Origin of the sequence: Microbacterium oryzae, from assembly GCF_009735645.1 — a bacterium.
In the GTDB taxonomy this organism is placed as follows: Bacteria; Actinomycetota; Actinomycetes; order Actinomycetales; family Microbacteriaceae; genus Microbacterium; species Microbacterium oryzae.
In genome coordinates this window covers 442,783-466,841 of sequence record NZ_CP032550.1, presented here as the reverse complement: position 1 = coordinate 466,841, position 24,059 = coordinate 442,783, and the positions used below count along the sequence as shown (strand labels likewise).

Here is a 24,059-nt window from a genome sequence, read left to right as displayed (position 1 = left end):
GTCGCGACGAACCTAGGATGGAGGAATGCCGTACCCCGAGATCGTGCTGTCCCCTTCCGCGTTCCCCACCGACGGCGCCGAGGCTCTCGTCGTCGCCGTCCCGGACCTCTCGGGCGGGGCCCCCGCGGAGCTGGCCGATCTCGCTCCCACCCTCGACGCGGTCGGCTTCACCGGAGCCCGGAACGCGTTCGCCCGGGTGCACGCGCCCGCGTTCGCCGATCTGCCGCTGGCCGTCGTGGGTCTCGGCAAGAAGGCCGACGCGAACGCCGTCCGCGATGCCGTGGGCACCGCCATCCGCTCTCTCACCGGATTCCAGACCGTCGGCGTCGCCGTCGCCGCCGAGGTGGACGACGCCTGGCGCGCCGCCGCCGAGGGCGCCGCGCTCGGCGGATACATGTTCGACTCGTACAAGACCGACAGCGCGGAGAAGGTCGCCAAGCGCCGTCGCGCTGCGCGCGTGATCGTGAGCGCTCCCGCGTCAGCCGACGACGCGGCGCTCGCGGCCGTGCGCGCCGGCGCCGAGGCCGTCGCGCTCGTGAAGGACCTCGTCTCGACGCCCGCCGAGTGGCAGAGCCCCGCTCAGCTCGCCGACCGCGCGGTCGAGTCCACGAAGGACCTCCCCGTCGAGGTGACCGTATGGGAGGAGAAGGCGCTGGCCGATGCGGGCTTCGGCGGCCTCCTCGGCGTCGGCAAGGGCTCCGACCGGCCGCCGCGCCTCGTGCGCCTCGACTACGCACCCGCCGGCGCCGAACGGCACGTCGCACTCGTCGGGAAGGGCATCACGTTCGACACCGGCGGTCTGTCGCTGAAGCCTGCCGCCTCCATGGTGGGCATGCAGGAGGACATGACCGGAGCCGCCGAGGTGCTCGCCGTCGTCCGCGCTGCCGCTCAGCTGGAGCTCCCGGTGCGGGTCACCGGCTGGATGTGCATCGCCGACAACATGCCGTCGGGCCGCGCCATCCGACCCGGCGACGTCCTCGTGATGGCCGACGGCACGACCGTCGAGGTCACGAACACCGACGCCGAAGGCCGGCTGGTCCTCGCCGACGGCCTCATCGCCGCGAGCCGCGAGAACCCCGATGTCATCGTCGACGTCGCCACCCTCACCGGCGCCATGATCGTCGCACTCGGCACCCGCCACACCGGTGTCATGGGCGAGGGCGACGCGGTCGACGCGTTCCTCCGCTCGGCCGACCGCACCGGCGAGCTCGCCTGGGCCCTGCCGCTGCCCGAGCACATCGCCGACGAGCTCGACTCCCGCGTGGCGGACATGCGCAACGCGAACGTCGGCAACCGCGCGGGCGGCGCCCTGTTCGCGGGGCTCTTCCTGCAGCGCTTCATCGGCCCCCGCGGCCAGGGCGAGGACGCCGCTCGGATCCCCTGGGTGCACCTCGACATCGCCGGGTCCGCGATGAGCACGTCCAGCCCGTTCGGCTTCACCGACAAGGGCCCCACGGGCGCGAGCGTCCGCGCGCTCATCGACTTCGTCGCCGCGGGCGGTGAGGTGCGATGACCGAGCGCTCCTTCGACCTCGTCGTCCTCGGCGGCGGCAGCGGAGGGTACGCCGCGGCGCTGCGCGCGGCGGAGCTCGGGCGCTCGGTCGCCGTCGTCGAGCGGGACAAGGTCGGCGGCACGTGCCTGCACCGCGGGTGCGTCCCCACCAAGGCGCTCCTGCACGCGGCCGAGGTCGCCGACACCGTGCGCGATGCGGCCCGCTACGGCATCGATGCCGACCTCGTCGGCATCGATGCCGCGCGCATCGCGACCTACCGCGAGGGGATCGTCGCGAAGAAGCACAAGGGCCTCGAGGGCTTGCTGAAGGCGCGCGGCATCGTCGTCGTCCCGGGCGAGGGACGCCTCGAGAGCGGCCCCGCCGTGCGCGTGGGCGACGAACTGCTGCGCGCCCGCGACGTCGTGCTCGCCACCGGCTCGTACAGCCGGACGCTGCCGGGGATCGAGATCGGCGGCCGGATCATCACGAGCGAGGGCGCCCTGGAGCTCGGCGAGGTGCCGCGCAGCGCGATCATCCTCGGCGGCGGCGTGATCGGCGCCGAGTTCGCCAGCCTGTGGCGTTCCCTGGGCGCCGACGTCACCATCGTCGAGGCCCTGGACCACCTCGTGCCGAACGAGGACGTCGCCCTGAGCAAGGGGCTCGAGCGCGCCTACCGACGCCGCGGCATCGGCATGTCGCTCGGCGTCCGCTTCGCCTCCGCGACGCAGGACGACGACGGCGTCACGGTCGCGCTCGAGAGCGGCGCCACGCTGACCGCCGACGTGCTCCTCGTCGCCGTGGGCCGCGGACCGGTGACCGACGGCATCGGCCTCGAGGAGGTCGGTGTGCGCCGTGAGCGCGGCTTCGTCGTCGTCGACGAGCAGCTGCGCACGAACGTCCCGAACGTCTGGGCCGTGGGCGATATCGTCCCCGGCCTCCAGCTCGCGCACCGCAGCTTCCAGCAGGGGATCGCCGCGGCCGAGCGCATCGCGGGAATGGCCAGCGCGCCCGTGCCCGACACGCACGTGCCGCGCGTGACGTATTCCCACCCCGAGCTGGCCTCGGTCGGCGTGACCGAAGCCCAGGCGGTCGCCGCGCACGGCGAGGCCGAGATCGAGACCGCCGAGTTCAACCTCGCGGGCAACGCCCGCAGCGAGATCATCGGGACAGGCGGACTCGTCAAGGTGATCCGCCGCAAGAACGGCCCGGTCCTGGGTGTTCACCTCATCGGCGATCGCGTCAGCGAGCTCATCACGGAGGGCCAGCTCGCCGTGGCGTGGGACGCCCACCCCGAGGACATCGCCCCCCTCATCCACGCGCATCCGACGCAGAGCGAAGCACTCGGCGAGGCCTTCCTGGCTCTCGCGGGCAAACCGCTTCACGCGCTCTGAGCCCGTCGCCATGCGCGACGCGACTAAGCTAGACAAGAATTCGACACTCCGAAGGAGACTCCTGACATGAGCACTTCCGTCGTCCTCCCCGCGCTCGGCGAGAGCGTCACCGAGGGTACGGTCACCCGCTGGCTGAAGCAGGTCGGCGACACCGTCGAAGCGGACGAGCCGCTTCTCGAGGTCTCGACCGACAAGGTCGACACCGAGATCCCCTCTCCCGTGAGCGGCGTCCTGGAGGCGATCCTCGTGCAGGAGGACGAGACCGTCGAGGTCGGCGCCGAGCTCGCCCACGTGGGCGACGGCTCGGGTGCCGCCGAGGCGCCTGCCGCCCCCGCCGCCGAGAGCGCCCCCGCACAGCAGAGCGCCCCCGCAGAGCAGAGCGCGCCCGCAGAGCAGAGCGCCCCCGCACAGCAGAGCGCCCCCGCCGAGGCCGCTCCGGCGGCCGCCGCGGACGCCGGTGCGAGCGACGACGCCTCCGACGTCATCCTCCCGGAGCTCGGCGAGAGCGTGAGCGAGGGCACCGTCACCCGCTGGCTGAAGCAGGTCGGCGACAGCGTCGAGGTCGACGAGCCGCTGCTCGAGATCTCCACCGACAAGGTCGACACCGAGATCCCGTCGCCGGTCGCCGGCACCGTGCAGGAGATCCTCGTCCAGGAGGACGAGACGGTCGAGGTGGGCTCCGTGCTCGCCCGCGTCGGCAGCGGCGCTCCGGTCGCGCAGCCGCAGCCCCAGGGTCAGGCGCCGGCGCCCGCGCAGGCTTCCGAGCCCGCCCCCCAGCACGAGGTGGCCGAGGAGACCGCGCAGTCGCCGGCCGCGCCCGCCGAGTCCGAGGCCAAGGAGCCCGTTCAGGCTCAGGCGCCTGCCCCGCAGCAGGCTCCCGCACCGCAGCAAGCTCCCGCACCGTCCGCTCCCGCGCAGCAGCAGGCTCCCGCGCCGTCGGCTCCCGCCGCCGGCGAGGAGAAGCTGTACGTCACGCCGCTCGTGCGCCGGCTGGCCGCTCAGCACGGCGTCGACCTGGCCTCCGTCAAGGGAACCGGCGTCGGCGGGCGCATCCGCAAGGAGGACGTCCTGAAGGCCGCCGAGGGTGCTTCCGCTCCGGCCGAGGCCGCACCGGCTGCCGCTCCCGCCGCCGCCAAGCCCGAGCCCTCGCCGCTGCGCGGCACCACCGCTCCGATGTCGCGCCTGCGCAAGGTGCTCGCGTCGCGCGCCGTGGAGTCGATGCAGAAGACCGCTCAGCTCACCACCGTGGTCGAGGTCGACGTGACCAAGCTCGCGGGCTACCGCGACCAGGTCAAGGGCTCGTTCCTCGAGAAGACCGGCGACAAGCTGTCGTTCCTGCCGTTCTTCGCCCTCGCGGCCGCCGAGGCGCTGCAGGCGTTCCCGATCGTGAACTCGACGGTCGACGCCGACAACAACATCGTGTACCCGCCGAGCGAGAACCTGTCCATCGCGGTGGACACCGAGCGCGGCCTCCTCACGCCGGTCGTGCGCGACGCCGGGTCGAAGAACCTCGCCCAGATCGCCCACGAGATCGCCGACCTCGCCGCGCGCACGCGCGACAACAAGCTGAAGCCCGACGAGCTCTCCGGCGGCACCTTCACGCTCACCAACACCGGTTCGCGCGGCGCGCTGTTCGACACCCCCGTGGTGTTCCTGCCGCAGTCCGCGATCCTCGGCACGGGCGTCGTCTTCAAGCGCCCCGGCGTGGTGAAGGTCGACGGGGTCGAGGCGATCGGCATCCGGTCGTACGTCTACCTCGCGCTCTCGTACGACCACCGCACGATCGATGGAGCGGACGCCGCGCGCTTCCTCTCCGCGGTCAAGACGCGGCTGGAGGCGGCCGACTTCGCCGCCGACCTCGGGATCTGATCTTCCGGACCCGCTGACGAAGGGGGCCGGATGGACGTGTGACGTTCATCCGGCCCCCTTCGCCGTCTCGTAGAGCTGGCGCACGCGCCACTCGCCGGCCACGCGCTCGAGCACCACATGCCGGTGCCCGGCGTCCTGCGCGATGCGGGTCACCGCGACGTCGCCGAAGTCGTCCACGAGCGCGACCTCATCGGCCGCCACGCCCTCCACCAGACGGGCTGTGGCTTCCTCCGGACTCTCCTCCGCCGGCGTGACCGGCGGGGTCGGCGTCGGCTTCGCCGGACCGCTCGGCGGCGCGGATGCATCGGCCATCGCGGTCGGCTCCTCGGAGGTCGACGGCTCGACAGAGGCCGGCGGCGCGTCCGCCTCGGCACTTCCCTCCCCTGGCCACACGGCGCCGACGAGGAGCACGGCTCCCGCGCACACCGCGCCCACGAGAAGCGGAGCGCGGCGGGATCGCGCCGAGCCAGGCGCGCGCCGGCCGCTCCGAGGCCGCCCGATCGCGGCGAGGATCCCACCCAGGGAGTCCCACGCTCCCGCGGCGAGAGCGGCCACCCCCGCATCCACGTGTCGATCGAGCCAGGTTCCGACGGCCTGTGCGGTGCCATCCGATGAAAGAGCCGCTCGCTCGACGTCGGGAACCGCGTCCTCCACCGCGCGCGTCTCCAGCGCGAGCGCCCGCGGCGCGCACGCCTCGAAGAGCCTCCCCTCGATCGCGTCGACCGCGCGATGCAGGCCGCGCGGTCGCTCGAGCGCCGTGACGGCTTCCTCGAGGACGCGGCGGAGCACCCGGTCGGCCGACCCCCGTGCGATGCCCTCCAACACGCGCCGCGCGGACACCTCCGGCTGCTCGCCCCCCGCTCGCTCCGCGAAGATCGGCCGCGCCTCGTCGGTGAGCCACCACTCCCCGATCGGCCCCTGCTCGTGCCCGGTGCGGCCATCCCACGCCTCCTGCACGCCGCGCAGCAGACTCACGGCCAGGGTCACGACCTCGCCGCCCGCCAGCGGCGGGCCCGACGCCGTGCGCGCCGCCAGCCAGACCTCCAGCTTCGCGACGCACCACGGCAGCACGAGCGCGTGCCCGTCGGCGAGGCGCACGACATCCCGCGGCGAGAGGACGTGGGCGTGGCCGGCCGCGCGCCATCCCGCCCAGTCGTCCAGCGCCTCCGCGCGCACGAGCTGCACCACGTCATCTCCGCAGGTCGCGAGCTCCCCCGCGACGGGCACGGCGGGCGGCTGGACGTGGCGGATCGGGCGGTACGCACCCGTCGACTCGGAGATCTCCCGCTCCCCCGCGAGGACGCCATCCCAACTCATGCGCCCAGCCTGCCGCCCCGACGGGAGCCGCAACGGGGCGACTGCGTCCTGAGGCGCGACGCGCCGCGCGCGGCTCGCCTGTGCACACGGCGTCGGGCCGCGTGAACAGGAGCGCCCCGGTAGTCTTGTACTCATGGCACGCAGCACTCCCACCGAGAAGCGACCGGGCTTCTTCTCGCAGATCCGGTCACTGTTCACGTTCACCCGTGAGGCCTTCCCGTGGATCGGATGGCTGCTGGCCGGGATCATCGTGCTCGGCGTCCTGCTGGGCGTCGTCGTCGGCTTCCTCCTGCAGCCGCAGTGGTGGGGCATCCTCCTCTGGGGCATCACCGGACTCATGGTCGGCGCCCTCGCGGCGATGATGACGATGACGCGCCTCTCCACGCGTGCGATGTACCGCAAGCTCGACGGGATGCCCGGCGCGGCCGGCCACGTGCTGGCGAACATGCTCGGCCGCAACTGGCGCGGCGAGGACATGCCCGTGGGCATCAACCCCAAGACGCAGGAGGCGGTGTACCGCGCCGTCGGCCGCGGTGGCATCGTCGTCGTGGGCGAGGGCTCGAAGGGCCGCCTGACGCGCCTCATGCGCGACGAGCGGATGCGCGCCCAGCGCGTGGCGCACGGCGTGCCGGTGCACGAGTACTACGTCGGCCACGGCGACGGCGAGGTGCCGATCGACCAGCTCGCGAAGACCGTCAAGTCCCTGCCCAAGGCGATCGACCGGGCGACGATGGCGGCCGTGCTCCAGCGCGTCGAGTCCGTGTCGCAGTCCATCGCGTCGCTTCCCATCCCCAAGGGCATCGACCCCACCAAGGTGCGCTCGCAGCGACCGCGTTGAGACGCCCCTGATACGACGAAGCCCCGCCGATTCCGGCGGGGCTTCGTCGTGTCGGCCGCTCAGCGGCGCACGAGGACCGTTCCGGCGACCCGGTCGTGCAGTCCGCGGCGATCCGCATCCCAGACGACCGCGGGGATGACGACGACGAGCAGGATGGTGCGGACGATCGGGCGCCAGATCCCCGTCCAGGCGCCGTCCGCGCGGACGAGACGCAGGCCGGCGATCCGGTGGCCGGGGCTGCCGCCGAGCATGGGGATGAAGACGATGTGGAGCACGGCGAAGACCATCATGGGCGCGAACAGGGTCAGGCCCGCCTCCTCCGGCAGCGCGAACTGGTCGTAGCCGAAGAACGCCGTGGCGATGATCGTCGCGGCGGCGTAGTCGATGACGAGGCCGAGGATGCGGCGACCGAGCTGGGCGATGGAACCGGGACCGTCAGCGGGGAGACCGAGGCTCGCTCCCGGGTGGTCGGCGTGGGAGGGGGATGTCACCGGATGAGCCTAGAGGACCTGCGCTGTGTAACATGCCGGAAACACAAGGGACACGGCGGGGCAATCCCGCCGACATATGTTTGCGCCGTTGTCCGTTCGCGGACGCCCGACTCGAGACCCGACTGGAGCCCCCGATGTTCAAAGATTCCTCCGAGGTGCTGGCCTTCATCAAGGACGAGGACGTCAAGTTCCTCGACATCCGCTTCACCGACCTTCCCGGTGTGCAGCAGCACTTCAACATCCCGGCCTCGACGGTGGACGAGGAGTTCTTCACCATCGGGCAGCTCTTCGACGGGTCGTCGATCCGCGGGTTCGCGAACATCCACGAGTCCGACATGCAGCTCATCCCAGACGTGTCGACCGCCTACCTCGACCCGTTCCGTGCGGCGAAGACGCTGATCATGGTCTTCGACATCTACAACCCGCGCAACGGCGAGATCTACTCGAAGGACCCGCGTCAGGTCGCCAAGAAGGCCGAGAAGTACCTCGCCTCGACCGGCATCGCCGACACCGCCTTCTTCGCTCCCGAGGCGGAGTTCTACATCTTCGACGACGTGCGCTACGAGGTGAAGGAGAACTCGAGCTTCTTCGCGGTCGACTCCGAGGAGGGCGCCTGGAACACCGGACGCAAGGAGGAGGGCGGCAACCTCGCCAACAAGACCCCCTTCAAGGGCGGCTACTTCCCCGTCTCCCCCGTCGACAAGACCGCGGACATCCGCGACGACATGAGCCTGAAGCTCATCGAGGCCGGCCTCGAGCTCGAGCGCTCGCACCACGAGGTGGGCACCGGCGGTCAGCAGGAGATCAACTACCGCTTCGACACCATGGTGCACGCGGCCGACGCCATCCTGAAGTTCAAGTACATCATCAAGAACGTCGCCGAGGAGTGGGGCAAGGTCGCCACCTTCATGCCGAAGCCCCTGTTCGGCGACAACGGCTCGGGCATGCACACGCACCAGTCGCTGTGGTCCGACGGCAAGCCGCTGTTCTACGACGAGACCGGCTACGGCGGGCTCAGCGACCTCGCACGCTGGTACATCGGCGGCCTGCTCGCGCACGCCCCCTCGGTGCTGGCGTTCACGAACCCCACGCTCAACAGCTACCACCGTCTGGTGAAGGGCTTCGAGGCGCCCGTCAACCTCGTCTACTCGGCTGGAAACCGCTCCGCGGCCATCCGCATCCCGATTACGGGCTCGAACCCGAAGGCCAAGCGCATCGAGTTCCGCGCACCTGACGCCTCCGGCAACCCGTACCTCGCCTTCGCCGCGCAGCTGATGGCGGGTCTCGATGGCATCAAGAACCGCATCGAGCCGCACGAGCCGGTCGACAAGGACCTGTACGAGCTGCCCGCCGAGGAGGCCCGCAACATCCCGCAGGTGCCCAACTCGCTGCAGGACTCGCTCGACGCGCTCCGCGAGGACCACGCCTTCCTCCTCGAGGGCGGCGTGTTCACGCAGGAGCTCATCGACACCTGGATCGAGTACAAGGAGGAGAACGAGATCAAGCCGCTCGCGCAGCGTCCTCACCCCTTCGAGTACGAGCTGTACTTCGGCGTCTGACCCGGCGCTCCACGACACAGGCCCCTTCCCCCGCGCGCGGGGGAAGGGGCCTTCGTCGTCAGGCGGCTCGCTCGCGCTCGGTGCGCCGCCGGATGCGCGCGGCCCAGAGGGCGTCGTGGCGGATCCCCTCCAGATCCGCCACCGCGCGTGCGAGGAGGACGTAGTACCGCGCGGGCGTGAGCCCGAGCACGCGGCGGATCGCCTCCTCCTTCGCGCCGTCGTGGACCCAGTGGGTCTTCTCGAAGTCGATCAGCTGTGCGGGAGTCGGTTTCGGCATCCCGGCCATCCTCCCGCTGACCACCGACATCGCGCCGGACGAGCGGCGCAGAGGTGCCGAGCCGTCAGTCGTTGTCGTTGACGACCGCGTCCTCCGCCGCCTTCTCGGCTGCTGCGCCCTCCTGAGGCGATTCCGAGCCGGTCGAGGCCGCGGAGTCGTCGCGGGCGTCGGTGTCGTCCTGCTGGTGGCCTGAGTCGTTCCCGTGATGAGTCATGCCCCTATGAAACACCGGCGGGCCGGTCACCGGCCAGGGGTTGCGCCAGATGACATCGCGGGTATCGTTCCCGCCCTCGCCGGCCGGCGATGCGCTCAGTCCGGGTCGCCGTAGAAGAGCCGGTCGAACACACGACGCGACCGCCGTGCCGCGCGCAGCCAGTCCTCCTCGACGTCGTTCGCCGAGTACGGCGGGTACTCCAAAATCCGGCCGATGCCGTCGAGCGCGCGCCGGTCGGTCGGCAGCACGTCGCTCGTGACGCCGGAGGAGAGCGTGTTCGCGGACCGCAGCCGGGCGGCCAGCCGCCACGACGCCTCGAGCTGAGAGGCGTCCGCCTCCGATACGAGACCCGCCGCGGTCGCCGCCGCGAGACCCTCGAGGGTCGACGTCGTGCGCAGGGCGGCGTGCGCGTGGCCGTGCTCCAGCTGCAGCAGCTGCACGAGCCACTCCACGTCGCTCAATCCACCCGGCCCGAGCTTGAGATGGCGCGTGCGGTCGATGCGCTGCGGCATGCGCTCGTTCTCCACGCGCGCCTTGATGCGCTTGATCTCGCGCGTCGACGCGAGGTCGAGGTGCTCGGGGTACCGGATCTCGTCGGCCATGGCGAGGAAGTCCCGGATGAGCGACCGCGAGCCCGCCACTCCGCGCGCCCGCAGCAGCGCCTGCGCCTCCCACGACACCGACCAGCGCCGGTAGTACTGCGCGTAGGCGTCGAGCGAGCGCACGATGGGCCCGTTGCGCCCCTCCGGCCGCAGATCCGCGTCGAGGTCGAGCGGCAGCCGCAGGTCCTCGGACACCCGCCGCAGCTCCGCCACGATCCGCTTCGCCAGCTCCGCCGCGCGGCCGGGCTCGACGCCCTCGGGGCGGTAGACGTACAGCACATCGGCGTCCGATCCGAAGCCGAGCTCCGCGCCGCCGAAGCGCCCCATCCCGATGATCGCGAAGTCGAGCGACGCGTCTCCGGGCCCCAGCACGTCGCGCTGCACGGCCCGAAGCGTCGCCTGGATCGTCACCTCGGTGATCGTCGTGAGCGCGGTGCCGACGTCGTCGATCGTCAGGGCGCCGAGCACGGCGCCCATGGCCGTCCGCAGCATCTCGCGTCGACGCAGGGCGCGGACCGCGGTCATCGCGCTTTCGAGGCTCTCGTGGCGGTCCTGGATGGCCCGGGCCTCGGCGCGCAGGATGTCTCCCGATCGCGGCCGCAGGCGCTCGCCGGCGTCGAGCCACGCCACCGACTCCGGGATCCACTCCATGAGGTCGCCGATGTACCGCGAGCTCGACAGCATCTTCGTGAGGCCCTCGGCGGCGCCGGAGGAGTCGCGCAGCATCCGCAGGAACCACGGGGTGTCCCCCAGCCGCTCGCTCACCCTGCGATACGAGAGCAGCCCGCGATCCGGGTCCGCGCCATCCGCGAACCAGTGCAGCATCACCGGCATGAGGTGACGCTGGATGGTCGCCTTCCGGCTGATCCCGGACGTCAGGGCGCGGATGTGGCGGAGGGCGCCGCCGGGGTCGCGCAGGCCGATCGCGGCCAGACGCGCGTGCGCCTCGTCGGCGGTGAGGCTGCGCTGGTCCTCGGGCAGGGCCGCGACGGCCGACAGGAGCGGCCGGTAGAACAGCCGCACGTGCACCTCGCGCACCTCGCGCTTGATCCGCTCCCACAGGCGCTGCACGCCCTCCCCGGTGTCGGCGAGGCCACTCGCCCGCGCGAGAGCGCGCAAGCCCTCCTCCGTGCGGGGCATGAGGTGCGTGCGCGAGAGGCCGACGAGCTGCAGGCGGTGCTCGAGCAGGCGCAGCACGCGGTAGTCGCGCGCGAACGTCGCCGCATCCTCGCGGCCGATGTACCCCTCCGCCACGAGCGCGTCGAGCGCATCGAGAGTGGCGGGCTGACGGATGGCCTCGTCGACGAGCCCGTGGACGAGCTGAATGAGCTGCACCGCGAACTCCACATCGCGGATGCCGCCGGGGCCGAGCTTCAGCTGGTTCGGCATATCGTCGGCGGGGATGTGCTCCATGACCCGCTCGCGCATGCTCTGCACGCTGTCGACGAAGCTCTCGCGCCCCGCGCTCGCCCACACCTTCGGCTGGGTTCCCGCGACGTAGGCCGCGCCGAGGTCGGGATCTCCCGCGAGCGGACGCGCCTTGAGGAGGGCCTGGAACTCCCACGTGTGCGCCCAGCGGTCGTAGTACGTCAGGTGCGAGGCGAGGGTGCGGACGAGGGCGCCCTTCGCCCCCTCCGGCCGCAGGTTCGCGTCGACCTCCCACAGCGGCGGCTCGACTTCCATCTCCGAGATGCCGCGCGTGGTCTGCACCGCGAGCCGGTGCGCGATGTCGAGCGCGCGCTGCTCGGTGATCTCGGCATCGGGCGCCGCGCCGCCGACGAAGATGACGTCGACGTCGGAGACGTAGTTGAGCTCGCGGGCGCCGGCCTTGCCCATCCCGATGATCGCGAGCTGGGTCTGCTCGACCTCCGAACGCGGGAAGACGCCCGCCCCACCCCCGGCCACGCGCGTGCGCGCGACGGCGAGCGAGGCCTCGAGCGCGGCGCCCGCCGCATCCGCGAGCGCGGCCGACACCGCCCGCACCGCCTCGACGGGGTCGTCGGACAGCAGGTCGTAGGCGGCGATCCGAGCGAGCTGCTCGCGGTACGCCACGCGCAGCGCCACCCAGGCGGACTCCCCCGCGTCGGCCGCGAAGCCGCCCTCCGCGCCGACCGCGCCGAGGATGGCCGCGCGCAGTGCCGCGTCATCGGGCAGGACGCGCCCCGCGTCGAGCAGCGCCGGCAGGGAGCCGGGGCGCCGCAGGTAGAAGTCGGCAAAGCCGCGGGAGGCGCCCAGCAGCCGCCAGATCACCGCGCGCCCACGCTCGTCGCGGAGGACGGCGCCCGCATTCTCCGGGTCCCGCCGCGCGATCCGCAGCAGGCCGTCGAGCGCCTCGGTCGGATCGGCGGCGCGCGGGGCCTCGACGAGAAGCGCGTCGCGCGCGATGCCGACGAGCTCCGAGAGCTCGTCGAGCTCCGCGTCGGCGCGCGAGAGCGAGCTGAAGCCGATCCGAGCGAGGCCCGTGAGGCCCGATGCGCGGCTTCCCGTCGTCATCGCGCGCGTCAGATGACGTCGAGCGTCGACGTCAGCTCGTACTGCGTCACCTGCGCCCGGTACGCGTCGTACTCCCGCCGCTTGTTCGCGAGCACGTAGCGGAACACCTGCTCGCCGAGCGTCTCGGCGACGAGCTCGCTGTCCTCCATGAGCTGGATGGCGTCGTACATGCTCGTCGGCAGCGGCCGGTAACCCAGCGCACGGCGCTCGGCGCTGGAGAGCGCCCACACGTTGTCCTCGGCCTCGGGCGCGAGCTCGTACTCCTCCTGGATGCCCTTCAGGCCGGCGGCGAGCATGAGCGAGTAGGCGAGGTACGGGTTGGCCGCGGAGTCGATCGCGCGGTACTCGATGCGCGCCGAGCCGCCCTTGCCGGGCTTGTACAGCGGCACGCGGATGAGCGCCGACCGGTTGTTGTGGCCCCAGGTCACGTAGCTCGGGGCCTCGTCGCCGCCCCACAGCCGCTTGTAGGAGTTGACGAACTGGTTGGTGACGAGCGAGATCTCGTTCGCGTGGCGCATCAGCCCCGCGATGAACTGCCGGCCGACGCGGGAGAGCTGGTACTGGGCGCCCTCCTCGAAGAACGCGTTCACATCGCCCTCGAAGAGCGACATGTGCGTGTGCATGCCGCTGCCGGGCTCCTGCGCGAGCGGCTTCGGCATGAAGGTCGCGTGCACGCCCTCCTCGATCGCGACCTCCTTGACCACGGTGCGGAAGGTCATGATGTTGTCCGCCATCGTGAGGGCGTCCGCATAGCGCAGGTCGATCTCGTTCTGCCCGGGCCCGGCCTCGTGGTGGCTGTACTCGACCGAGATGCCGAGGTCCTCGAGCATGCGCACGGCGCGGCGGCGGAAGTCGTGCGCGGTGCCGCCCGGCACGTTGTCGAAGTAGCCGGCGCGGTCGACGGGCTCCGGCCCCTCGGCGCCGAACTTCCGCGACTTCAGCAGGTAGAACTCGATCTCCGGGTGCGTGTAGAAGGTGAAGCCGGCGTCGGCCGCCTTCGCCAGCGTCCGCTTCAGCACGTTGCGGGGCTCGGCCGGCGCGGGCTGGCCATCCGGCGTGGTGATGTCGCAGAACATGCGCGCGGTCGGGTCGACCTCGCCGCGCCACGGCAGGATCTGGAAGGTCGACGGGTCGGGGATGGCCAGGAGGTCCGATTCGTAGGACCGGGTGAGTCCCTCGATCGCGGAGCCGTCGAACCCGATGCCCTCGCTGAAGGCCCCCTCGACCTCGGCCGGCGCGATCGCCACCGACTTGAGGGTGCCGAGCACGTCGGTGAACCACAGGCGCACGAACTTCACGCCGCGCTCCTCGATCGTGCGGAGCACGAAGTCCCTCTGCTTGTCCATCGGATCCTCTCCGGCGTCCGCTTGCGACGCGCGCTCTCAGACTACTGGTCGGCGCCCCGCGAGCCGGTCTGCGACCAACCGTCCTCGCGCGCCTCCTCCTCGGCCCACGCGCGCGACCGGGCGCGCATCACCTCGGGCGCCTGCGCGGCCTCCTCGGCGGTGTCGAAGGGCCCCGCGCGGTCGACCGACGGCGAGACCAGACCGAACTCGACCTCGCCCGTGCGCAGGTTGTACCAGTACTTCTTCTCCGGGTCGTCGCTCATGGCATCGATCCTAGGCGCGGCCGCGACGAGGGGCCAGGACCCCGGCGAGGACGAGGGCGACGAGGCCGAGGAGCATCGCCGCGTCGACCGCCGGCGCGATCGCGACGCCCGGCGTCGTCCCATCGCGCAGCTCCACGTCGGCGACCATCAAGCCCGCCTCGTCGATCGGCAGCGCGTCGAGGGTGGCGCCGTCGGCGGCGATGATCTGGCTGGTGCCGGTCGTGGAGAGGTTCACGACGCTGCGCCCGGTCTCGATCGCGCGCATGCGGGCGAACGCGAGCTGCTGCAGATTCTCGTCGGACCCGCGGAAGTCGGCGTTGTTCGTCTGGAACATGAACACCTGCGCGCCGTCGCCGATCCCCTCGCCGATGAGGCCATCCGAGATCACGTCGAAGCAGATCGCAAGACCGATCCGCGCGGCGCCCACCTCGAACACCGGCGAGTCGTCGCCCGGTGTGTACTCGCGCTGGATGAGCCCGATGAGGTCGGGCGCGAGCGCCTCGAAGAAGGGGCGATCGGGCACGTACTCCCCGAACGGCACCGGGTGCCGCTTCGAGTGCAGCTGCGGCTCCCCGTCCCCCGTCCACAGCATCGACGTGTTGTAGATCGGCACCTCGGGCGAGGTCGGGTCGCCGCCGCGCGCGGAGGCCGCGTTCATGAGGAGCGGCGCCCCGTACGCGTCGACGAGCTCGTCCAGAACGCGCGCGGTGCCGGTGTTGTAGAGCGGGTCGCTGTCGACGCCGCCCTCCGGCCACAGCACGACGTCGACGTCCTGCTCGCGCAGCGGAGCGGACGCGGCGATCTGCGCGTTCAGGACGTCGAACGGCGCGCGCGCGTCCATGTAGGCGGCCGGGCCGTTCCCCTGCACGGCGCCGACCGAGATCGAGCCGACGGGCGCCGTGGGGAACTGCGGCACCACGAGGAGCACCACCGCCGTCAGGACGGGCGCCACCACGAGCCACGCCCGACGCGCGGCCGGCGTGCGGGCGGCGAGGCGCACGGCCTCGACGAGCAGCGCGCACAGGAGCACCATGAGGAATGTCAGGCCGCTCACCCCGACCCACGACGTCACCCGGGCCAGCGGGCTCTCCGACTGGGTCATGGCGATGCGGCCCCACGCGAAGCCGCCGTACGGCCAGGATCCGAGGGTGGTCTCCCGCCAGGTCCAGATCGCGGCCACGACGGCCGGCAGCACGAGGGCGCGGATGGCCGTGGTGTCGCGGGCGCGGGGAATCCACCGGTAGGCGAGCGCGATGAGGACCGCCCCTGCCCCGTGGAGCAGAGACTCCACCGACGCCAGCGCCACCCAAGGCGCCCACGCGAACGGGTCGTCGCCGAGGAACGTGTCCGCCCAGGAGATGTGCGGGAAGTAGAACGCGGCGGCGAACACGACGCCGACGAGGAACGCCGACCACGCGCTCCGGCCGATGAGGCTCACGAGCGAGAGCGCGACGGCCGGGAACGCCAGCGGCCAGATCCCGAGAGACGGGAACGATGCGTCGAGCGCCACCCCGCCCACAGCCGCCGCGAGAAGGGCTCCCCACAGCGGCAGCAGCGGGCGGACGGGCATGGGCACCAGCCTATTGCCGGCGCCCCTCACACCGAGCTGTACGCGACGATCCCGCGGCGCACCGCCTCGAGACCTGCGCGTGCGGCGCGGGACAGGTCGCCCTCGGCGACGACGGAGAGCTGATCGAGCAGGTCGATCGTCTGCTTGGCCCAGCGCACGAAGTCGCCCGCGGCCATGTCGGCGACGGTGAGCACGCGGTCCAGCGCGTGCCCTCGCGCCCACATGTGCATGGCCGGCGCGAGCGACGTCGACAGCACGCTCGTGCCCGGCAGCCCGTGCTCGCGCTCGAGGTCGTCGAGCCGGCTCCACAGATCCTCGGTCTCCGCGAGCGCCTCGCGGAACGGACCGCGCGGCAGCGCCCGGGGATCCACGGACTCGTCGCGCCGCGGCTCGTACACGAGCGAGCAGGCGAGAGCGGCGAGCGATGCGGGGTCGAGCCGCGTCCACAGACCCTGCCGGAGCGACTCGGCGACGAGCAGGTCGCGGTCGCCGTAGATGCGGCGCATGCGCGCGCCGGCGGCGGTGATCGCGAGCCCGTCGTCGGTCGGCTCGACGTAGTCGAGCTCGGCGAGGACGTCGAGGATGCGGTCGAACTGCCGCGCCACGCTGCCGGTGCGCCCCTCGATCTGCTTGCGCATCTTGCCGATGTCGCGGCGCAGCCGCCAGTAGCGCTCGCCCCACCGCGCGTGCTTCTCGCGGTCGGGGCACTGGTGGCAGGGATGGCGCTGCATGCGCTTGCGAAGGCTCTGCATGCGGTCCAGACGCTGCTGGCGACGGGCGCGCGAGGCGCTCACGTCCTTGCTGTCGAGCTTCTCGAGGTCGCTGAGCTCGCGGCGGATGCCGGAGTACTCGGCGAAGTCGCCGCGGTGGCACGCCATGGCCTTCTCGTAGCCGGCCAGCGAGTCCTCCGCCTCCTTCACCTGGCGCGCGAGGCCGACGACGGCCCGGTCGGCCTGGAACTGCGCGAACGAGGACTCCAGGATCTCCCGTGCGCGCTCCTTGCCGAACTGGTCGATGAGGTTGACGGCCATGTTGTAGGTGGGGCGGAAGCTGGAGTTCAGCGGGTACGTGCGCCGCGACGCGAGCGACGCGACCGCCTGCGGGTCGAGGGCGTCGGTCCACTGCACGACGGCGTGGCCCTCCACGTCGATCCCACGTCGACCCGCGCGTCCGGTCAGCTGGGTGTACTCGCCGGGTGTGATCGGCACGCGCGCCTCGCCGTTGAACTTCTCGAGCTTCTCCAGCACCACGGTGCGCGCGGGCATGTTGATGCCGAGCGCGAGCGTCTCGGTCGCGAAGACGGCCTTGACGAGCTTGCGCTGGAAGAGCTCCTCGACGACCTCCTTGAAGGCGGGCAGGAGCCCCGCGTGGTGCGCGGCGACCCCGCGCTCGAGGTCCTCCTTCCACTCCCAGAAGCCGAGGACCGCGAGGTCCTCCTCCGGCAGGGCCGAGACCCGCGCGCGCACGATGCGCCGGATCTCGTCGCGCTCCTCGAGCGAGGTGAGTCGCACGCCCGAGCGGCGGACCTGCTGCACGGCCTGGTCGCAGCCCACGCGGCTGAAGATGAAGAAGATCGCCGGGAGCAGGTTCTGCCGACCGAGGAGCTCGATGACCTGGGGCCGATCCATCCGCTCGGGGCGGCGCACGGGCGCGTGGCTCGGCGGGCGGCGCCCGCGGCGGCGACGGTCGGCGTAGGAGTCGCCGCCGCGGCCCCCGAGCGACGACCGGAGGCGCAGCAGCTCGTGATTCACCTGCGCGGCGGCGGCACCGGCGCGCTCGTCGAACAGCGGCAGCAGGTCGCCGCGGGCGAGCACGTGCTGCTCGAGCGGCACCGGGCGCGTCTCCGACACGATGACCTCGGTGTCTCCGCGGACCGCGTCGAGCCAGTCGCCGAACTCCTCCGCGTTCGACACCGTCGCGCTGAGGGAGACCAGCCGCACGCCGCGCGGGAGGTGGATGATGACCTCCTCCCACACCGCGCCGCGGAAGCGGTCGGCGAGGTAGTGCACCTCGTCCATGACGACGTAGCGGAGGCCGCGGAGCGCGGACGATCCGGCGTAGATCATGTTGCGGAGCACCTCGGTGGTCATGACGACCACGCGCGCATTGCCGTTGATGTTCGTGTCGCCGGTGAGGAGGCCGACCTCGTCCTCGCCGTAGATGTCCTGCAGCTCGCGGAACTTCTGGTTCGACAGCGCCTTCATCGGCGTCGTGTAGAACGCCTTCTCCCCCGGCGTCTGCATCGCCAGGTGCACGGCGAACTCGCCCACGATGGTCTTGCCCGCCCCCGTCGGCGCCGCGACGAGCACGCTGCGCCCGTCTTCGAGCGCGTGGCACCCGGCGACCTGGAACGGGTCGAGTTCGAACCGCTGCTCATCCGCGAAGGCGGTGGAGAGCGGGTGCCGCCGGCTCTCGCGGGCGGCTGCGTAGCGTTCGGATGGGCTCGGGCCGCTCATATTCCGAACACTACCCGCCGTGCGGACCGCCGGCGTCGATCAGGCGTCGGGATCGACGAACATCTCCGGATGGCGCTTGCGCTTGCGCCGATCGAACAGCATCGACAGCAGGCCCGCCAGGACGTACAGCACGATGAGGATGCCTGCCAGCAGCAGCATGGAGGTGATGTCGGCTGCGGGCGTGGCGATGGCGGCGAATGCAGTCGCTACGACGACGGCGATGCGCCAGCCCCTCATGATCGCCTTGCCCGAGACGATGCCCGCGAGATTCACCGCGACGAGGAACACGGGGCTCACGAAGGCGACGCCGAGGACGAGCAGCAGCTTGAAGACGAAGTCGTAGTAGTAGTCGTACTTGTAGAACTGCGCACCGGCCTCGGGCACGAACGAGGCCATCAGCTCGATCACGTGCGGCATGATCACGAGTCCGACGTAGCAGCCCACGAAGAACAGCGGGATGGCCGTGACCATGAACCAGACGGTGTAGCGCACCTCCTTGCGCGTGAGACCCGGCATGATGAACGCCCAGATCTGCCACAGCCACACGGGCGCAGACATCAGCAGGCCCAGCGCGAACGCGATCCGCATGCGCATGTCGAATCCGGCGGTGACGGAGTCGAAGTTCAGCTGCGCGAAGTCGTCACCGCGGGTGCGCGCGATGTGCGCGATCGGCTCCGTCAGCAGCGTGATGACGGGGTCGGTGATGATGAAGGCGACCACCATGCCCACGACCAGCGCCGCGGCCGCGATCATGAGCCGTCGGCGCAGCTCGATGAGGTGCGCGCCGAGGGTCATCTTCCGGTCGCGGTAGGGCTGGTCGTCCGGCACGGCGACCTCCGTGTCGGTCGTCGCCATGCCGCGCTAGCTCTGCGGAGAGCCGCCGGCGGTGCCGTCGGCGCGAGGGCGCTCCACGGGCTCGCCATTCAGGGTGTAGCCGGTGTCGGCGGGCTTCGTCGCCTGCTCGTCCCCGCTCTCCTCCTTCATCTGCTTCATCTCGCCCTTGAACACGCGGGCGGACTGACCGACGCTCTTCGCGAGCGCGGGGAGTCGGGCGGCCCCGAAGAGGAGGAGGATGACGGCGAGCAGGATGAGAAGGTGCCAGCCGTTGAGGTTGCCGAGCATGAGGGGTCTCCATCGGTCGGTAGTCCGGGGTCGAGGCCGATTCTAGTCCTCGGAGTACAGATCCAGCCCAGCCCGCGCCCAGCAGAGGGCGGCATGTCGAGCGTCGGCCGGCGAGACGATCTCCAGCCGTCCGCCGAGGCGCGCCGCCAGGCGCCGCAGGGTCTGCGGGTCCGCCAGGCGGATGCGCGCGGTCGCTATCCCGTTCTCCTCCGTCACCTCCGCGTGCCGGAGGTAGTCGCCGAGCAGCGGGGCGACGGCCGCCGGATACCGCACCACGGCCATCCGGTCGGTCTCGCCCTCGCCGGGATCAACCGGCGCCGGCTCGTCGCGGCGCGCGGCGGGGATGTCGGTGAGGCGCACATCGCTCACGCGGTCGAGGTGGAAGGTGCGCACCGCGCGACGCATGTGGCACCAGCCCTGCAGGTACCACTGGCCGTTCGTGATGAGCACGTTCATGGGGTCCACCGTGCGGGTGGTGGGACCGGCATCGGGCGCACGGTAGGTGAACGACACGGCGACGTGCGCGCCGAGGGCGCGGGAGACGAGGGTGCGCACCTCGTCGACGGGCTCGGGCGCCACGACGAGATCGGCGGGTGCGGCCGAGGCGCCGCGCGCGAGCTTCTCGACGAGGCGGCCGTACACCTCGGAGTCGGCGACGCCCGGGATGCCCCGCGCGAGCTGGAGGCCGGCCAGCAGGGCCGCCGCCTCGCGCGCGGTGAGCCGGGGAGCGCGGTCGAGCGCGACCTTCTCCTTGATGAGGATGGCGTCGTGCTCGTCGAGGAGATCCCAGTCGATGTCGAACATCTCGTTGGGCATCTGGAACCAGCCGTCCTCGCCCGGCAGCCCGATGAGGGGCAGCCGGCGCACGAGGCGGCGCATCTGCTCGGGCGTCACGTCGAATTCGGCCGCGGCGTCCGCGACGCTCACCTCGCCGCGCTCGAAGAGGAACGGCACGAGCGTGAGGAGGATCCGCACCTGGTCGCCGGCGAGGAGCGGTCGCTGCGCGCTCACGAGGCGTCTCCCTCGTGCACGGCGGCGGCCGCCCGCAGCCGCTCGACGACCGCGTCGCGCAGCTCCGGAGGCTCGACGACGCGCACCTCCGGGCCGTACGAAGCGAGCTCGTCGGCGAAGATGTGGCGATCGACATACGAGACGAGGTGCCCCTGTCGCGCGGGTGTCGCCCGACGCAGCAGGCGCAGCTCGCCCTCGCTGCCGGGCGTGACCTCCACGAGCGCCCGCTGCCGGGCAGCGAGGGCCTCGAGGCCGGCCAGCGCGCGGTCGCCGGCGCCCTCGCGGTCGGCGGGGTCGAAGGTCTCACGCTCGGCGACGACCTCCCCCGTCACCCGCGACAGCAGGAAGGTGCGGTCGGCGCCCGCGCCGAGGTCGCGTCCGTACACGTGCCAGCGCCCCTCGTACTCCACGAGCGCGAGCGGTGCGAGGGTACGGCGCTTCGCGCGGTCCTCGCCCGGCTTGAGGTAGTCGAACGTCACGACGCGGGAGGCCTCGATCGCGGCCTGGAGCGGAGCGAACGCCGGGTCCTGCGCGGTCAGCCGCGGAGCGAAGCCGAGGATCGGCTCGTCGACGTCGATCCCCAGCGCCCGGATCTTCCGGAGTCCCGAGCGGGCGTCGGCGGAGAGCGAGCCGGTGCTCCAGACGTCGCCGGCGAGGCTCAGCACCGCGAGCTCCGACGGCGTGAAGGCGATGTCCTCCGGCAGGAGGTACTCGGACTTCGGAATCCGGTACCGCGCCTCGCGGAGGTCGTTGGGGTCGGTGCTGGAGGGGATCGTCTCCAGGGGCACGCCGAGTGCGCGCAGCTCGTCCTTGTCGCGCTCGAACATCTTGTCGAGCGCGTCGGACCGGGCGCCGGCACGCTGCCGGTAGCCCGACACGCTGTCGAGGATCTGCTGCTTGGTGAGCCCGATCTCGGTCGCCACGAGGGCGACGACGAGATTCATCAGTCGCTCTTCCGCTGGGATCCGCTCGGCCACCTCCCCATCCTAGGGACGGCGGCGGCGCCGGGGCGCGCCCGCGCTACTGCGCGGGCGCGTCCTGCACGCCGAGGATGTCGACCACGAACACGAGCGTGGCGTCGCCGGGGATCGTGCCCTGGCCCTCCTCGCCGTAGCCGAGCTCCGGCGGGATGACGATCATGACCTGCGAGCCGACGGTCTGTCCCACGAGGCCCTGTGTGAAGCCCTCGATGACACCGTCGAGCGGGAAGGGCACGGGCGACCCCTTCTCCCACGACGAGTCGAAGACCGTCTTCTCCTCCCACAGCACGCCCGTGTAGTGCACGAGCGGCGTGTCGGAGGCGGTGAGCTTCTCGCCGTCGCCCTTGAGAAGCGTCTGCACGACGAGCTCCTTCGGCGCCGGGGCGTCCGGCACGATGACCCCGGGCCGGCCGTCGGGAGCGCGCACCACGCTGGGCAGGCCGAAGCCGTCGTTGTACTGCGGCGACCCGGTCGCGGCGGCCGGGTAGACCTTCCGCACGTCGACGACCGCGACGATCGACCCCTCCTGCGGGAAGCCGGCCTGCGCATACGCCTGCCGGGCCTCGTCCGAGATGCCGTCCTCGCCGAGCGCGGCGACGACGCGAGAGCCCTCCGTGGCGCACTGCAGGGCGTCCTCGAGCCCGGGGAACTGCGTGGTCCACTGCGACAGCGCGCCGACGCTGGTCTCGTCGCCGCTGTAGGAGGTGCCGATGATCGGCTCCCCCGTCGCGCCGTCGAAGAGCGTCATGTCGAGCACGGCGGCCTGCCCCATGTCGGTGATCGCGGGGCCGTCGCCCGTCTCGACATCGACGTACTCGGTCTCGTCCACAGGGAACGGGGTCGGCATGTCGACCTCGGGGGCCGCGTCGCTCGAGCCCGAGACCTGCACCAGGGTCGCGAGGTCCGCGTCCGCGCCGGCCGCCCGGTCGCACGAGGCGGCGGCGCTCCCTGCGGGCGCGCACCCGGTGAGGGCGAGCCCGGTCAGGGCGACGACGGAGAGCAGAGCGGGGGTCTTCTGGCGCACGGGCATCAGTCTAAGCATCCGCGCCGTCCTCGCCCGACGCCGCCGCGAGGCGCGCGCCCTCCGCCGCGCGCTGGGCGTCGCGGACCCGCTTGCGGAGGTTCTTGTCGGTGATGTCGCGGTCGCCCACGGCGCCCGGGGTCCACACCTCGAGGTCGTCGTCGGTGTAGCTCTTCTTCGATGCGCGACGCTTCACCTCGGGAGGGACGACGCCGGGCGCGAGGCGGCGCGCGGTGATGAGGAAGCCGGTGTGCGCGACCATGCGGTGATCGGGACGGACGGCGAGACCGTCGACGTGCCATCCGCGCACCATCGTCTCGCTGGCCTCGGGCTCCGTGAAGCAGCCGAGGCCGCGCAGGAACTCCGCCACCCGCGAGAGCTGCGTGGCGGTGGCGACGTAGCAGATCACGACCCCGCCGGGGGCGAGCGCGTCGGCGACGGGCTCGAGCACCTCCCAGGGGGCGAGCATGTCGAGCACGACGCGGTCGACGCTGCCCGGCTCGACGGCTCCGGGAAGCGCATGGGCGAGGTCGCCCTCCACGACGGACCACTGCGCGGGCCGCTCGCCGAAGAACGTCTCCACGTTGGCGATCGCGACCTCGGCGAACTCCATGCGGCGCTCGAAGGAGACGAGGCGCCCGGAGTCGCCCACCGCGCGCAGCAGCGACAGCGACAGGGCGCCCGAGCCGACGCCGGCCTCGACGACCACCGCGCCCGGGAAGATGTCGGCCTGCGCGACGATCGCGGCGGCGTCCTTCGGGTACACGATGGCCGCGCCGCGCGGCATCGACATGACGAAGTCGCGCAGCAGCGGGCGCAGGGCGAGGTACTCGTGCCCGCCGGTGTTCGCCACGACCGAGCCGTCGGGCAGCCCGACGAGCTGCTCGTGGCGCAGCACGCCGTGGTGGGTGTGGAGCTCGCCGCGTTCGCGCAGCGTGATGGTGTGCATCTTCCCCTTCGGACCGGTGAGCTGCACTCGGTCGCCGAAGCGGAAGGGGCCGCGAGGCGCGGTCATGGGGTCCTCCGGAGGATGGGGGTCAGGAGCGGTGGGCGCGGTACAGCGCGGACACGTCTTCCGCGTCGCGCCCTTCGAGGGTCGGCCACAGCGCGTGCGCGCCGACGCCGTCGAGCGAGACGAAGTGCGGGACGCCGAGGGACACGGCCCCCGACGCGACGGCGGAGCGCAGACCGTTCGCCGAGTCCTCGATCGCCACGGTGTGGGCGATGTCGACGTCGAGCGCGCGGGCGGCGTGCAGGTAGGGGTCGGGATGCGGCTTCGGGTGGGCGACGTCATCGCCGCCGAGGACGACGTCGAACGCGTCGAATCCCAGCAGGTCGACCATGGCCGCGGCCATCCGGTGCATCGACATCGTCACGAGGCCGGTGCGGATGCCCGCGTCGCGCAGGCTGCGGAGGAGCTCCGCCGCGCCCGGCCGGAACGGCACGCCGAGCTCGCCCATCTGCCGCAGGACCTCGTCGGTGAGGTGCTGGACGATGGCGTCCGCCTCCATCCGCACGCCGGCGGTCTGCAGCACGCGCGCGGCGTCGTGCAGCCCGAGTCCGACGAGCTGCAGCGCGTCCTCGTGGGTCCAGGTGCCGCCGAAGCTCTCGACGAGCGGCGTCTCCGCGGCCATCCAGTACGGCTCGGAATCGATGAGGGTCCCGTCCATGTCCCAGAGCACGGCGAGGGGCTGCGTCAGTGTCACCGGATAAGCCTAGTCGGGAGGCGTCCGGGACTACCCTGGAC

At 72.0% G+C, this 24,059-nt stretch carries 21 protein-coding genes; 5 read left to right on the top strand and 16 right to left on the bottom strand.

Annotated elements, in window-relative coordinates; genetic code table 11:
• The first annotated feature begins 25 nt into the window (after positions 1–25).
• The 3 genes from D7D94_RS02080 (at position 26) to sucB (ending at position 4,752) form a co-directional block, all read left to right on the top strand.
• Positions 26–1,513: a leucyl aminopeptidase gene (locus D7D94_RS02080; RefSeq protein WP_156241002.1), complete on the top strand. Its 1,488-nt coding sequence runs from the start codon at positions 26–28 to the stop codon at positions 1,511–1,513.
• Positions 1,510–2,883 (top strand): dihydrolipoyl dehydrogenase, encoded by a 1,374-nt coding sequence (gene lpdA / locus D7D94_RS02075; protein WP_156241001.1) that lies wholly within the window; start codon positions 1,510–1,512, stop codon positions 2,881–2,883. Before D7D94_RS02080 ends, lpdA begins: the two co-directional genes overlap by 4 nt.
• Before the next feature lie 66 nt (positions 2,884–2,949).
• Complete coding sequence (gene sucB / locus D7D94_RS02070) at positions 2,950–4,752, top strand: 2-oxoglutarate dehydrogenase, E2 component, dihydrolipoamide succinyltransferase (protein ID WP_156241000.1); 1,803 nt, start codon at positions 2,950–2,952, stop codon at positions 4,750–4,752.
• 45 nt (positions 4,753–4,797) lie between these two features.
• Here the strand turns inward: sucB and D7D94_RS02065 are convergent, their stop codons facing one another.
• On the bottom strand, positions 4,798–6,069 hold the full coding sequence (locus tag D7D94_RS02065; protein ID WP_156240999.1) for a hypothetical protein: 1,272 nt from the start codon (positions 6,067–6,069) through the stop codon (positions 4,798–4,800).
• A 133-nt stretch (positions 6,070–6,202) separates the two neighbouring features.
• Here D7D94_RS02065 and D7D94_RS02060 point away from each other — a divergent pair, with 133 nt between their 5' ends.
• Positions 6,203–6,907 carry a DUF4191 family protein gene (locus D7D94_RS02060; RefSeq protein WP_156240998.1) on the top strand — a complete coding sequence of 235 codons (705 nt, stop codon included), beginning with the start codon at positions 6,203–6,205 and terminating at the stop codon, positions 6,905–6,907.
• A 59-nt stretch (positions 6,908–6,966) separates the two neighbouring features.
• Here the strand turns inward: D7D94_RS02060 and D7D94_RS02055 are convergent, their stop codons facing one another.
• Positions 6,967–7,398 (bottom strand): RDD family protein, encoded by a 432-nt coding sequence (locus D7D94_RS02055; protein WP_156240997.1) that lies wholly within the window; start codon positions 7,396–7,398, stop codon positions 6,967–6,969.
• 134 nt (positions 7,399–7,532) lie between these two features.
• On the opposite strand from D7D94_RS02055, the gene glnA reads away from it, so the two are divergent.
• Positions 7,533–8,957, top strand: a complete 1,425-nt coding sequence (gene glnA, locus D7D94_RS02050) for a type I glutamate--ammonia ligase (RefSeq protein WP_156240996.1) — start codon at positions 7,533–7,535, stop codon at positions 8,955–8,957.
• A 58-nt stretch (positions 8,958–9,015) separates the two neighbouring features.
• On the opposite strand, the gene D7D94_RS02045 is transcribed toward glnA, so the two are convergent.
• From D7D94_RS02045 to D7D94_RS01980, 14 genes are all read right to left on the bottom strand, one after another.
• Entirely contained in the window at positions 9,016–9,234 is a 219-nt protein-coding gene (locus D7D94_RS02045; protein WP_156240995.1) for a DUF3263 domain-containing protein, read from the bottom strand.
• Positions 9,235–9,298: 64 nt separating this feature from the next.
• The gene (locus D7D94_RS02040; RefSeq protein WP_156240994.1) at positions 9,299–9,448 is read right to left on the bottom strand and encodes a hypothetical protein; all 150 of its coding nucleotides are present in this window, start codon (positions 9,446–9,448) and stop codon (positions 9,299–9,301) included.
• Positions 9,449–9,543: 95 nt separating this feature from the next.
• On the bottom strand, positions 9,544–12,543 hold the full coding sequence (locus D7D94_RS02035; protein WP_156240993.1) for a bifunctional [glutamine synthetase] adenylyltransferase/[glutamine synthetase]-adenylyl-L-tyrosine phosphorylase: 3,000 nt from the start codon (positions 12,541–12,543) through the stop codon (positions 9,544–9,546).
• Between the two features lie 8 nt (positions 12,544–12,551).
• Entirely contained in the window at positions 12,552–13,889 is a 1,338-nt protein-coding gene (locus tag D7D94_RS02030; RefSeq protein WP_156240992.1) for a glutamine synthetase family protein, read from the bottom strand.
• Between the two features lie 41 nt (positions 13,890–13,930).
• A complete protein-coding gene (locus D7D94_RS02025) occupies positions 13,931–14,152 on the bottom strand; it encodes an SPOR domain-containing protein (RefSeq protein WP_156240991.1) in 222 nt (73 codons plus the stop codon).
• Positions 14,153–14,162: 10 nt separating this feature from the next.
• Entirely contained in the window at positions 14,163–15,722 is a 1,560-nt protein-coding gene (gene lnt, locus D7D94_RS02020) for an apolipoprotein N-acyltransferase (RefSeq protein ID WP_156240990.1), read from the bottom strand.
• Positions 15,723–15,748: 26 nt separating this feature from the next.
• Positions 15,749–18,178, bottom strand: a complete 2,430-nt coding sequence (locus D7D94_RS02015; protein ID WP_156240989.1) for a DEAD/DEAH box helicase — start codon at positions 18,176–18,178, stop codon at positions 15,749–15,751.
• A gap of 39 nt (positions 18,179–18,217) precedes the next feature.
• Positions 18,218–19,033 (bottom strand): twin-arginine translocase subunit TatC, encoded by an 816-nt coding sequence (gene tatC, locus D7D94_RS02010; RefSeq protein WP_246171843.1) that lies wholly within the window; start codon positions 19,031–19,033, stop codon positions 18,218–18,220.
• A 6-nt stretch (positions 19,034–19,039) separates the two neighbouring features.
• Complete coding sequence (gene tatA / locus D7D94_RS14395; protein ID WP_246171842.1) at positions 19,040–19,300, bottom strand: Sec-independent protein translocase subunit TatA; 261 nt, start codon at positions 19,298–19,300, stop codon at positions 19,040–19,042.
• Positions 19,301–19,342: 42 nt separating this feature from the next.
• Positions 19,343–20,311 (bottom strand): helix-turn-helix transcriptional regulator, encoded by a 969-nt coding sequence (locus tag D7D94_RS02000; RefSeq protein ID WP_156240988.1) that lies wholly within the window; start codon positions 20,309–20,311, stop codon positions 19,343–19,345.
• Entirely contained in the window at positions 20,308–21,255 is a 948-nt protein-coding gene (locus D7D94_RS01995; protein ID WP_156243265.1) for a helix-turn-helix transcriptional regulator, read from the bottom strand. Before D7D94_RS01995 ends, D7D94_RS02000 begins: the two co-directional genes overlap by 4 nt.
• Before the next feature lie 76 nt (positions 21,256–21,331).
• A complete protein-coding gene (locus D7D94_RS01990; RefSeq protein WP_246171841.1) occupies positions 21,332–22,315 on the bottom strand; it encodes an FKBP-type peptidyl-prolyl cis-trans isomerase in 984 nt (327 codons plus the stop codon).
• Between the two features lie 10 nt (positions 22,316–22,325).
• Positions 22,326–23,327 (bottom strand): tRNA (adenine-N1)-methyltransferase, encoded by a 1,002-nt coding sequence (locus tag D7D94_RS01985; RefSeq protein ID WP_156240986.1) that lies wholly within the window; start codon positions 23,325–23,327, stop codon positions 22,326–22,328.
• 22 nt (positions 23,328–23,349) lie between these two features.
• Positions 23,350–24,018, bottom strand: coding sequence for an HAD family hydrolase (locus D7D94_RS01980; RefSeq protein ID WP_281349332.1), 669 nt, complete (start codon positions 24,016–24,018; stop codon positions 23,350–23,352).
• Positions 24,019–24,059 lie beyond the last annotated feature (41 nt).